Raw genomic sequence first — 12,323 nt, 5'->3', positions numbered from 1 at the left:
AACGCCATGTTATTACACACCGTCAACAAATCCCCATTTGAAAAAACCAGCTTAGAAAGTTGCCTACGCTTTGCCCAAACTGACAGCAGTATTTTACTCTATGAAGATGCCGTGTACGCAGCACTGCAAGGCACACAATGCGAATCACTGATAACCCAAGCCTTAAAAACCCATCCGATTTACGTATTAACACCAGATTTACATGCACGCGGACTGAACGATAAACCCCTGATTACAGGCATACAGGCAGTTGATTATGTCGGATTTGTTGATTTAGTCGTGGCACATCACGCCGTGCAAGCGTGGGTATAAAACTTTTCACATAACAAGAGGATGACATTATGACAATTGAAGTCAACGGCAAACTATTAGAAACTGACGAAGACGGCTACTTAACCAATTTATCCGACTGGTCGACCGATGTTGCGACCGAAATGGCAAAACAAGATGGGATAACACTGACCGACAACCATTGGGAAGTCGTTAATTTCTTAAAAGAATATTACAGTGAATATCAAATTGCCCCTGCTGTGCGCGTTTTAACCAAAGCCATCGGCAAAAAACTCGGCGCAGAAAAAGGTAACAGCAAATACCTATATGACCTTTTCCCCTTGGGTCCCGCAAAACAAGCATGTCGTTACGCAGGATTGCCAAAACCGACAGGATGCGTATAGGGTGATAAAATCATCCCAATTTTAAAGTAAGCGCGTTATCATGCAGGGGTTTCATTATCAACACGATAATCAGGCGACCCCCGCATGACTGAACTACTCACTGCATTTTATGCACTCAGCTTTTACCTTGCGACAAGCGTTTTTTTCATTGGTACAGCGGTTAAAATTTACCAATACGCCACCACGCCCGCCCCGCTAAAAATCCCGCTAACGCCCGCGCCTTTAACGCTAATCGGTGTCATTTGGCGACAATTAAAAGAAATCCTTTTTTTTCGCAGTTTATTCTATGCTAATTCGTGGATTTGGTTATTTAGCTGGTCGTTTCACATTGCTTTGATTTTTATATTTTTACGTCATTTACGCTATATTTTAGACCCCATTCCCCCATTTATTTTTACTATTCAACCGCTGGGTATTTATGCAGGGTTTATTTTTATTTTTGGGTTGATTGGCTTACTGCTACGACGTTTATGCCTTGAACGCATACGTTATATTAGTAGCCCTTCTGATTACTTAATGTTGCTTTTACTGCTTTTAATTGCGGGTTCAGGATTATTAATGCGCTTTATACTGCATACAGATATTGTGCAATTTAAAATATTTATGCGTAGCTTATTCTCTTTTCAGTGGCAAGCTATCCCCACCGACCCTGTATTACTCCTACATCTTGGCAGTGCTTTATTACTGCTCTTACTTTTTCCATTTAGTAAACTTCTTCATGCAACAGGGGTTTTCTTCAGTCCTAGCCGTTATCAAGTGGATAATAGTCGAACCTGAGTTAGAGAAATTTCTTTTTAAAAGACAAGCGTTTGTCTGAATCAAAATTCACAGAATTTTCAGAATTAGCAGAATTAAAAAGCGTGATTCGCCTTAATTTTTTGGTTTAAGGGTTTTAAATCCTGTTAATCCTGAAAATCCTGATTCAGACAAGGTTTTAATCCTATCTGATGAATCTTGATGAAAAACAAGAGAGTAATCTCTACCAGTCCTTCAAACCTTTTCGCGTGTTCCAACAGACCTGTTAAGTTTTGAAAACCTAACAGGTCTTTTTTTGTCTGAATCAGAATTCACAGAATTTTCAGAATTAGCAGAATTAAAAACATAATTTTTTATTCTTTTAATTTTCTTGTCTTTTTAATTCTGAAAATTCTGATTCAGACAATCTTTTAATCCTGAAAATCCTGATTCAGACAAGCTGTTGTCTTTTTAAAAGAAACTCGCCGAACTTAGGTTAAAATCAGGATTGTTTAGCTTTTCCCAAACACCTAAAAACTCAACGGTGTCCTTGTTACGAAGCCATGCCTCAATAAGTGCTGAACCACCTTCAAAACTACTTACCATATCAGTTAAACTTATATAATCCTCATCATTGTGAGTTATGATATGTATTTCAGTACCTTTAAACTATTACGCTTTGATTTTTGCCAGTCATACTTAATTTCTCATATTGATTGGATGATTCAAGTCTATCATAACGTGAATTTGGTACAAATGTTTAAATAATATCAATATCAAAAGTTTATAAAGGGTAATGGGCATGTCCCTCAATGGGCAAACCTAATAAAAAAGGGTGCGTTAGGCTTCGCTAACGCACCCTTTTTTACTCAACTATAGTTTATTGGTAAAAACAAGCTTTAAGGACGGAAATATTGCACTGCTTTTCGTAGGTCTAGTAAATGATGGGCTTGGCTACGATAGCGTATGGCAATATAAATACTTGTAATTTTCTCTATTGTAGGGGCTAAATCAGGGCGTAGTTGCATCGCTCGTTGTGCAAACTTTAACGGGGGTTCATTCTGTTCTTGAATAACGCCAACTTGTTTGAGTTTATGACAAAAACGTTGGTAAAGTTGTTGAACAGGGTCTTGATAACGTTTTGCTCGTTTAAAGAGCCATAATGCAACACCTAAAAGTATTAATGTCGCTAAGATAACCAGTGCAATAATCATGTTTTGCCATGACATGTCTTTAATACCAAAGTTTTCAAAAAAACTTTTTTGTTGGGTGTTGTCGTAGCCTAAAACCCATTGGTTCCATTCATTATTCAGTGCATCCCAATTATCTTTTATCTGTTGCCAGAGTGCGCCTAAGCCTGATTCTTGGTTCAGTTCAAATCCTGCAAAAGTGTCGAAATTGCTGGCAAAACTGGCGGTTGCGCCGCGTTCTATGCGCTCAGGGGCGACCGCGCCTGTGGGTTCTACCCGTACCCAACCCGCGCCTTCAATCCAGACTTCACTCCATGCATGGGCATCACGTTGGCGTATAACGACGTAATTACCCACAGTATTAAATTCTCCGCCTTGATAACCTGTGACGATACGCGCAGGAATGCCCGCCGCACGCATGAGTACGGTAAAAGATGCGGCATAGTGTTCACAAAAGCCTTCTCGTGTATCAAAGAGAAATTCATCAATGGGGTCTTGTTCTACGGTTAATGGGGTTAAGGTGTAGTAGAAAGGTTCTTGATTAAAATAGCGAAGTGCACGTTGTACGATGGCTAATGGGTCTGAATTTTCTTGTTGCCATTGTTTGGCTAATGCTCGAGTACGTGGGTGCATGTTCTCAGGCAAATTAAGGTTGAGTTGTAACATTTCTTTATCGGCAAATTCTGCGCGATAGTGGGTATAGGAGGTGACATCGTAACGCATTCGTTGTCGAATTGGATAGGGCGTGAGCAACTCATACTTTTGGTTAATCATGGTGTTATCTGGCACATCCGCAGGCATATCTAGGGCGAAAACCCAGCGTTGATTGTGGGGTTCTAAGGTGACGCTGTATTTATAGGGGTTGTCGATAAGTGCGACTTGCCGATTGCGGGGGATAATGTTGCGTTCTGCGTTACTTTTCCATTCTTTACCGTCGGTATAGGAAAAGACTGGCCCTCGCCAATAAAGGTTTTGGCGTTCGGGAATTTTGTTATTTTCAAATTTTACTCGAAATGCAATTTCATCAGAGACGGTTAACTCACTGATATTGCCCAGTATCATGTTGTTGGTTAGCCCTGTTACACCACTAAAGGCATCTTTAGGCATTCCCCATAAAGGGCCCGCCATGCGGGGAAAAAAGATGAAGAGGACTAGCATTAAGGGGATGGCTTGTAACAGTAGTAATCCGCCTAGTCGTAAGCGTTTCCAACGGCTTAAACCGCCCTGATAGTCATTTAAGCCGATTAAGGTGGCTGTCATGATTAAGACGACGATAAACATGTATATCGCGGTTGGAATGGTTTGCGAGTAGAGAAAATTGGTAATAATGAGAAAGTAGCCTAAAAAGCAAATCAGTAAGGCATCGCGCTGATTGTGCATTTCAATAATTTTTAAACTACAGAGTGCAACCAGTAGCGCGACACCTGCATCACGTCCGAATAGGGTGCGGTAGCTGAGAACAATACCGACCATGACTAACAGCGCGAAGGTGATTTTTAGCCAGTGGCTAGGCAGGCGGAATTGTTTGGCTGTGCCTAAAAAACGCCAGCCGAGAAAAACGGCAAAAAATGCCATTGTCCAAAGGGGTAGGCGTTCTATGTGTGGTAGCGTGACCATGACAAGAGAAAGCAGTAACCAATTTAAACTTTGGGGGCTAGGAAATACGGGGGTTGGGGATAAAAAGCGCGTCATGATTCGGGAAGTCCAAACAAGGCTAATACTTGTAAACAGTGCTCGCGGTGTTGTTCGCCATGATTCGGTTGAATTTGTATGTTTGGCATGTCTAGCCCATAATTCGCGCCTTCATTGTCTGCAATCAGCACCCAGAGACAGAGCTGTGATAGTTTTGCTTCTAAATTATTTAATTGTGCAACATCGCTCCAGCGTAGCCAGTGATGGGTGTATCCTGTGCCACCATATTGCTTGATAAACCAACCTTTTTCTCGCGCTACGGCTTTCCAGTCAATATGACGTGGAGAATCACCAATTCGATAGTCGCGGTAGCCAATAAAGTCTTCACCATGTCCGACCACAAGCCCCGCCTCGCCTTTTTGGTTAGTCGCGCCGCCTAATGGAAGCAGGCGTTGCCCTGAGGGTAAAGGATAGACAAGGGTAGATACGTCTAAATAAACATAGGACCATGCTCGAAATAAACCCAGTGGAAAGGTTGTTGAGACGGTAACGCGGTCTAAAAATAAACGTCCACGCCGTTGTGCTACGACGGGTATTGTTAAAGATTGACGTTGGTTCGCAGGAATATCTATCAGTATCGGCTCTCCTGCACTTTCTCCTGCTTGTAACGGTGTACGTTGCCAGAAAAGGGCATAACGTTCAATTCCTTGACGATTATCAATCCAGAGATGAAATTGTACTGTTTCTCCGACAAAAACAGGTTCTACTTTTCCCGCTTCTATACTGAGTTTTAGCAGGTTATGTACGGTATAAAAGGTGGAGATTAAAGCCATACTGAACAAGAGAAAGGTCAGTAAATATCCCATGCTGTTACTGTAGTTGATTGAGCCAATGAGCATAATCAATAAAACGAGGGCAAACATCAGTCCTGAATGATTAGGCACAATGTAAATGCGATGTCTGCGAAAAATAACAGGTGAGGTTTGAAAACGTGCGGGCGCGAAACCTCTGAACCAATCAGTTATTATTGACATAGGGCTTTATCATCATTTTTTAGTAGAATTAGGGATTTTCTAAGGCGAGGCTTTTACGACGGGCTTCGTCCGCTTCTGCTTTTTTACCCTGCATTTCATAGAGTCCACTGATACGGCGATATTGGGCGGCTGTATGGGCTTTGTCTGCTAAAGTTTGATAAATCTCTATACTTTTCAAAAACTGTGATTCTGCGGTGAAAAAATCCTCTAAATGGAGGTAAGCCATGGCTAAATCGCTGTATTGTTCCGCTAATTCGCGCTGTGCGTCAGTGCTTCTGTAATGTTCAATTAATTTTTCATACAAGGGAATTGCTTTGCGCCATTCTTTGGTTTTTGCATACAAGGTGCTGAGATTTTTATATTGCAACAAAATACCCGCTTGACGATTAAGGGTTTCATTGATTTCTAAACTGCGTAAAAACTGGGGTTCAGCGCGTTTAAAATCCCCTTGTTGCCAATATAAATGTCCTAAACTGCCAGTTGCGACCGCTAAAGCATTGTTGTCCACGCTACCATTAGGTAGGGCTAACACTTGATTAAATGCTTGTTCTGCTTTATCTAGCTGTGCATTTGCCATGTATAAACTGCCTAACTCATTCCACCAACGGGCATTATTGCTTAATTTTGCCGCTTGTTCATACGTTGCCAAGCCTTGATTAAGGTCAGTAAGTAATTGAAAACTTGCCAAATGCTTCGCCATCATCGCCGCTTCATCTTGGCTTTTCCCCCCTTCAGTCTGACGTTGGTCAAATAACCGCTGATAAATGGCAATTGCGGCACTACTATCACCTTGTTGCAACTGATTAATCGCTTGTAAACGTTGATTTTCATCAGGAAATGGTAAGTTGCTTAATTCTTCAATGGCTTGTGCAATCGCATTGAATGCTAAGGCGTGAATCGTGGGATTTTGTAGTAAAGGGCTGGGATTTTGAATTAACAGATTTTGGGTAATCGTTTGGCGTGTTTGGTCATCTATGGCATAGGTATTGACCGCTAAAAAACCCGTTAAACAGAAAGCAGATAATAAGACAATTTGCTTTTTTAACATCATTATTTCACTCGCATGATTAAAGGCTATTATCTTCAAAGGATTGTCACTATAGACTGGTCAAGAATCAGTGTACTTACGCTCATAAATTGCACCGTTTACGTATTTATCAATGGTCTTGTTGATAAACCAGCGAAAGGATTTATAAATTTACTGATTCATTCGCTTTATCCTATCTTTACACTAGATATATTGTGATTTTTCTTGCTCTAATGCTTGAATGACGCGCTGACTTTCATAATGCATGGCTTGTAAACATTCCCCTGCTCGTTCAGGATTGCGACTTTTTCCATAGCCTTCCATCAGTTTGCATAAATTGACTAAGGGATACGCGCCCATATTGGCACTCGCCCCTTTGAGTTTGTGCGCAATTAAAAAAATATTGTCGCAATCGCCAATGATAACTGCTTGTTCTAACTCGTTGAGATATCGCGGTAGTTCATTCATAAATAAATCTAATAACCAGTTGATATTCCGTTGTGAATGCTCACGCATGTAGCTAATTAAAGTATTATCGATGGGTTGGAGGTGTGTTTCTGACTTTGTCTGTTGTTGAAGATGAGCATGTGGAGACATTATCGGTATTTTCTCGATGAAAGGAGGGAGCGACATACTCTCCATGGTTGTATGGGTTTTTAACCATACTTTAAGCATGTCTTGTAATTGTTCAAAAATGACGGGCTTACTCAGATAATCATTCATACCCGCACTGAGACAACGTTCACGGTCGCCTTGCATGGCATTTGCCGTTAACGCAATGATGGGAACAGGTGGCAGGCTCAAACAACGTTCACGTTCACGAATGCGTAAACTGGCTTCAAAACCATCCATATAGGGCATATAGCAATCCATCAGAATCAGGTCGAAACTTTCTTGTTCTAAACGTTGTAGGGCTTCACGTCCATTGTGTGCAATCGTTACATAACAGCCTAATTGTTGTAGCATATCTTTAGCTACTTCTTGATTAATAATATTATCTTCTGCCAATAATAAACGACAAGTATGTTGTGGCAAGGGTTGTGTTTGTAACGGGGATAACGTGTGAATGGGGGAGTAGTGAGGCGTGGCAATACTGAGTAACGCATTTAATAAATCTTGTTGACGAATTGGCTTTGTCAGTGGTGTTGCAAGATGTTCAGGGAGGCTGGATTGTAGCTCATATTGTACGGTGGTCATTAAAATAATCGGGATTTGTTTGAAACGGTAATCATTTTTTACAGATTTGATAAACGTCAAACTTTCCCCGCTTTGCATTAAGGTTTCATCCAATAAAATCAGATGATATGGCTTATGCAACTCGTTGTATTGAATTAAAGATTCTAATGCAAGCACCGCGTTTTCGACACAATAAGATTGTACTTGCCAATGATTTAATTCTGTTTGTAATATTTGTTGATGAACAAGATTATCCTCTACAATCAACACTCGTAAGCCGTTTAAAACCGCCATGTTTTCAAATAAAACGGGGGGCACTGTCTCTGCTTTTTCTAAAGGCAGGTTGACCCAAAAATGACTGCCGCGAGTGGTTTGTGTATCACAAATCCCCATCATCCCCTGCATCATTTCTACTAAACGACGAGTAATGACTAAACCTAAACCCGTTCCGCCATAACGGCGACTGGTTGACGAGTCTGCTTGTGTAAAGGGCTTAAACAAGTTATCGCGCACTAATGGACTGATACCAATCCCTGTATCGATAACATCAACTTGTAATTGAACTTGTTCACACGTTAATTCATCACATTGAATTTTCAGCAGGACATAGCCTTCTTCTGTAAATTTAATGGCATTACCAACCAGATTATTAAGAATTTGACGCAAGCGTAGCGGGTCACAGCGAAGATAATTAGGAAATTCAGCAGGTAATTCATAGAGTAGTTCTATTCCTTTATGTTGTGCAGGGGCAGCAAATAACTTCATCATGTCATCGACCAGTTGCCGAATATCCCCATCAATCACATCTAATACCAGTTTACCCGCTTCAATTTTAGAAAAATCTAAAATATCGTTAATAACGGTCAGTAAACTATCTCCAGAACTCCTAATAATTTCAATATAATGACGTTGTTGTGAAGTCAGTTTCGTATTTAATAATAATTGCGTCATACCGATAACCCCATTCATGGGGGTACGAATTTCATGACTCATGGTTGCGAGAAAATCACTTTTTGACCGATTTGCTGATTCAGCATTTTCTTTCGCTTCTCGTAACGCTTTTTCAACTTGTTTCAAGCTAGTAATATCGGTTGCAACGCCTAAAATACCTTGTTGTCTGCCAACACTATCAAATTGTGGACTGTAACGGACTTCAAAAACGCGCCCGCGCAATTGAATTTCGCCACACACTTCATGACCGCTTAAGGCTTGACGCACGTCTTGAATAAGATTCGGTAAATGTTTGAGGTTATCAAAACAAGAAACACCCAGTAATGCATCATCTTTTAACCCTAAGGTTTTTAAGCCTTTCCCGCGTAGAAGGGTATAGCGTCCATGCATATCCGTTGCGAACAAAATAACGGGTAAATGATTAATAACGGTAGTTAGTCTGGTTTCTCCTTCTAAAATTCGACGTTCTGCCAGTTTGCGCTCTGTCAAATCGCGCAAGGTCAACATCACGCCTTGCTCACCTTCCCACTCAATTGAAACGCTAATTAACTCAACAATATGATAATTCTCTTCATAATCGAGCAAAACCAAATCCAGACTTAAATCGGGGGCAGTCGGGAGTCCTAATTGTTTGCCTAATAAGTGCCCTTCAGGAACTTTATATAAACGTTCTGCGGCGGGATTGACAAAATGGGTTAACCCTTGTTTATCAATGATAAAAATTGAATCTTGATTATATTCAAATAAAGAACGGAATTTTTTCTCGCTGATTTGTAACGATTGTTTAATTTGATAACGGGCAATCGTGCTGCGAATGCTATTTCCGACTGCTTGTAAGAAAAAGTTTTCATAATCAGACCATTCACGATGTGGCTCTCGACTGTCAACGCCAATAAATCCCCATAAACGCCCTTCAAAATGTAAAGGCACAATAAATATGGTTTGAATCTGACTGACATTAAAAAGTGTTTGTAAAAAAGGAGATAAAGCACGCACGCTACTTTTAATCGGCTGACTTTTTAACAGCAGTTCATACCACCCCATTAAATCTTGTGTATAAGAAAAGCAACGCCGTTGCGGTACATAACAAGCTCTTTTGAAATCATCATGTAACCAAACAAAACGTTGACGGGTTAAAATTTCGCTAGCATCTTCATTGGTAAAGTTTTCAAAGACATAAGCACGGTCAACATTCATGACCTGCCCTAAAATATCTAATGCGGTTTTAACCCCTTCATAAAAATCAGGAATCGTTAATAAAAAATGGCTGACCATCGCCAACCCATTTAATAAGCGTGTTTGTTCTTGCGCCCTTTCTTCCGCTAGCTTGCGCTCAGTAATATCCGTACTTGTGCCTATCATGCGCTTATGTTGACCTTGTTCGACGATTGTTCCCCGTGTCAACATCCAGCGATATGTTCCATTTTTATGGCGCATTCGATGTTCAAATTCGTAATGTTCGCGTAAGCCTTGCAAATATTCCTTAGAAATATTAATCACGCCTTGCACATCGTCGGGATGGTCTAAGGCTGTCCACGTATCGATACGGCTAGGTAATTCTTCAGGGGCAAAACCTAACAAGGCTTTTAGATTATCGTCCAAATACAAGTTGTTATTATCAATATTCCAATCCCAAACCCCTGTTTTTCCCGCATTAACAGCAAGGCTATAGCGTTCTTGACTGATACGCAAAGCAGTTTCTGTTTGTTTTTGTGCAGTAATGTTATAGGCGATAACGAGGCGAACGGTACGACCGTCGACCCATTCGATACTGCGATTATTCACGGAATACCATTGTTTATGGGTTGTGTCGTAATGTTCCCAAAAATACATATCTTCCATAATAGGGTCATTATGGCGTATAGATTGACGACAAAGATAACAAGGGGCTTTTTCTGGGCGTTGTTGGCAAAGCACTTGCCAGCAAATTTTGCCTGCAACATCGCCAAAAACTTCTTGACCAAATTGATTAATATATAGAATTTTGTAATTTTCTAAATCAGCAACATACACTAATGCCATCAATCCATTTAATACTTGCAAAAGCATGTGATAAGAACGTAATGCTTCTTGTTCTGCCAATTTACGCGCCGTAATATCTCGTGAAACAGAAACGACTTCCTTGACTAATCCTGTTGGAAAACGGAGTAAGCGGTTATTACTTTCAAACCAAATATACGCCCCCGATTTTTGCCGAACACGAAAAGTAACGGTTTGTTGATTATTTTCTAGGGATTGATTAGCGCGACGAAATAAACGGGCGTGGCTTTGCTGAACTTGTTTTTTATCATCGGGATGGATGTAGTCATACGCATTCTGTCCCAATAGTTCTGTTTCGCTATAGCCTAAAAGTGGAACGCACGCGGGGGAAACATATAAAAATACGCCAGCAGGAGAATGCTTAGAGATTAAATCCGTTGCATGTTCCGCTAATAATTGGTAGCGGTTTTCACTGTCTGCTAATTGGATAGCAACTTGTTTTCGCTTAGAAATATCTTCAATAAAGCCTTCTAAATAACGCGCTGTTCCGTGCTGGTCACGCACGACACCTAAATATAAATTAACGGTTAATTCGGTACGGTCACGGCGCAATAAATGAATTTCTAAGCAATGCAAACGTTGTGCGGTATTACTAGAGGCTTCTTCTAAAAAATCAGTAATCTGTTGTTGTTGTGCAGGATAAATTGCCAGTTGTTTACCAATATGATGGATATTGGCTTTCATGCTATGCGTGGAGTCATAGCCGAAAATTTGCGCAAGCGCGGGATTTGCATCCAGCAATTTTCCATCGGGTGTGCTGTGAAAAATACCAAATAACGATTGTTCAAATAAAATACGATATTTTTTCTCACTCGCGCTTAAAATGGCGAGGTTAATTTGTTGATATTCTGTAATATCCGTCGCAACAATTAAAATACCAATGACTTGATGGTGTTGGTCAAAATAAGGAATTTTATCGGTATGTAACCAGCATAGTTGCCCTTTGATGGTAAAGGATTCAATGACCCCTAATTTTGCTCGTTGTGTCCTAATAACTTCTAAATCATCGGCATATGCTCGCTTTGCCTCCTGCTCTGGTACAAGGCTGTCATAATAACGCCCTTGTATCGCATGGAGAGGCAATTGCAGTAAATTAGCCAGTGCATTGTTAGTACAGATAATTTTATTATTAACATCTTTGTAACAGATAATGGTGGAAACACTGTCGAAAATACTGGCAATATTGGGAAAATCAGGCGGAATATCCGCATTATCTAAGTGAAGTTGTCGAGGTGAATCAGTCAATACCGTTATAGATTGTTGAACAATCTTGTTTTTATATTCTGTAATATCAGTTAGTTGTGCAAAAAAACCAAGCTCTTTAAGATTTGGCTGTGCTTGCCATAATAACCACCGCCAATGTCCCGTTATATCTAAACAGCGTGTTTCAAAATTGACTGCTTGATTGTTTTTTAGTTGTTGTAAGGCTAGGCGGACATTGGCTTGATCTGCTTTGTGAATAAATGTCCAACAAGAAACATTGAGTAATGATTTTTTGTGTTGCAATGGCACAAATTGCCGCAATTGTTGGGTACAGCAGGGAGATACTTGTTTTAAATGACCATTAAAGTCAACAAAACATAAAAACCCCCAAGATAAATGCGATAATTGTGCGTGTATATTCATAGTTGCATAAAAAGAAATTGCACCCATACTGTCATCCTCGTGGGTGAATAGTTTGTCTTGTTGGTGGTGTTTTTATTATGCTTATACTTGTATCTATATGATACAAAATTATTATTTTATATAGATAAATACTAACTGTTGATAAGGCGACAATTAGTCAGTTGACAGTCGTTTGTAACGACTTTCGCGGAACACAAATAAATTAGGCGTGAGTGACGGAGCACTTTGCGCTAATGGT

General features: G+C 40.2%; 8 protein-coding genes. 3 read left to right on the top strand and 5 right to left on the bottom strand.

What is annotated here, in order from left to right:
* The first annotated feature begins 6 nt into the window (after window positions 1-6).
* From tusB to BEGALDRAFT_RS06745, 3 genes are all read left to right on the top strand, one after another.
* Window positions 7-312: a sulfurtransferase complex subunit TusB gene (gene tusB, locus BEGALDRAFT_RS06755; protein WP_002685051.1), complete on the top strand. Its 306-nt coding sequence runs from the start codon at window positions 7-9 to the stop codon at window positions 310-312.
* 29 nt (window positions 313-341) lie between these two features.
* Window positions 342-674 (top strand): TusE/DsrC/DsvC family sulfur relay protein, encoded by a 333-nt coding sequence (locus BEGALDRAFT_RS06750; protein WP_002685049.1) that lies wholly within the window; start codon window positions 342-344, stop codon window positions 672-674.
* A gap of 84 nt (window positions 675-758) precedes the next feature.
* Window positions 759-1,451 (top strand): respiratory nitrate reductase subunit gamma, encoded by a 693-nt coding sequence (locus BEGALDRAFT_RS06745; RefSeq protein ID WP_002685043.1) that lies wholly within the window; start codon window positions 759-761, stop codon window positions 1,449-1,451.
* A gap of 429 nt (window positions 1,452-1,880) precedes the next feature.
* Here the strand turns inward: BEGALDRAFT_RS06745 and BEGALDRAFT_RS18720 are convergent, their stop codons facing one another.
* The 5 genes from BEGALDRAFT_RS18720 to BEGALDRAFT_RS18045 all read right to left on the bottom strand — a co-directional run bounded on the left by BEGALDRAFT_RS18720 (window position 1,881) and on the right by BEGALDRAFT_RS18045 (window position 12,112).
* Window positions 1,881-2,054, bottom strand: coding sequence for a KilA-N domain-containing protein (locus tag BEGALDRAFT_RS18720; RefSeq protein ID WP_269719560.1), 174 nt, complete (start codon window positions 2,052-2,054; stop codon window positions 1,881-1,883).
* 254 nt (window positions 2,055-2,308) lie between these two features.
* Window positions 2,309-4,291: a transglutaminase TgpA family protein gene (locus BEGALDRAFT_RS06740; protein WP_002685035.1), complete on the bottom strand. Its 1,983-nt coding sequence runs from the start codon at window positions 4,289-4,291 to the stop codon at window positions 2,309-2,311.
* Complete coding sequence (locus BEGALDRAFT_RS06735) at window positions 4,288-5,265, bottom strand: DUF58 domain-containing protein (protein WP_002685033.1); 978 nt, start codon at window positions 5,263-5,265, stop codon at window positions 4,288-4,290. Before BEGALDRAFT_RS06735 ends, BEGALDRAFT_RS06740 begins: the two co-directional genes overlap by 4 nt.
* A 28-nt stretch (window positions 5,266-5,293) precedes the next feature.
* Window positions 5,294-6,316 (bottom strand): tetratricopeptide repeat protein, encoded by a 1,023-nt coding sequence (locus BEGALDRAFT_RS06730; RefSeq protein WP_002685031.1) that lies wholly within the window; start codon window positions 6,314-6,316, stop codon window positions 5,294-5,296.
* Between the two features lie 180 nt (window positions 6,317-6,496).
* On the bottom strand, window positions 6,497-12,112 hold the full coding sequence (locus BEGALDRAFT_RS18045) for a PAS domain S-box protein (RefSeq protein WP_002685030.1): 5,616 nt from the start codon (window positions 12,110-12,112) through the stop codon (window positions 6,497-6,499).
* Window positions 12,113-12,323 lie beyond the last annotated feature (211 nt).

The organism is Beggiatoa alba B18LD (assembly GCF_000245015.1).
Lineage (GTDB): Bacteria > Pseudomonadota > Gammaproteobacteria > Beggiatoales > Beggiatoaceae > Beggiatoa > Beggiatoa alba.
Note: the sequence above shows the minus strand (reverse complement) of the source record. Positions and strands in the feature narration are given on the sequence as shown.

Excerpts from the sequence above, each read along its gene's own strand:
- BEGALDRAFT_RS06740 (WP_002685035.1), bottom strand. The coding sequence starts at position 4,291 with ATGACGCGCTTTTTATCCCCAACCCCCGTATTTCCTAGCCCCCAAAGT.
- BEGALDRAFT_RS18045 (WP_002685030.1), bottom strand. The coding sequence starts at position 12,112 with ATGGGTGCAATTTCTTTTTATGCAACTATGAATATACACGCACAATTA.
- BEGALDRAFT_RS06750 (WP_002685049.1), top strand. The coding sequence starts at position 342 with ATGACAATTGAAGTCAACGGCAAACTATTAGAAACTGACGAAGACGGC.
- BEGALDRAFT_RS06730 (WP_002685031.1), bottom strand. The coding sequence starts at position 6,316 with ATGATGTTAAAAAAGCAAATTGTCTTATTATCTGCTTTCTGTTTAACG.
- BEGALDRAFT_RS06745 (WP_002685043.1), top strand. The coding sequence starts at position 759 with ATGACTGAACTACTCACTGCATTTTATGCACTCAGCTTTTACCTTGCG.
- tusB (WP_002685051.1), top strand. The coding sequence starts at position 7 with ATGTTATTACACACCGTCAACAAATCCCCATTTGAAAAAACCAGCTTA.
- BEGALDRAFT_RS06735 (WP_002685033.1), bottom strand. The coding sequence starts at position 5,265 with ATGTCAATAATAACTGATTGGTTCAGAGGTTTCGCGCCCGCACGTTTT.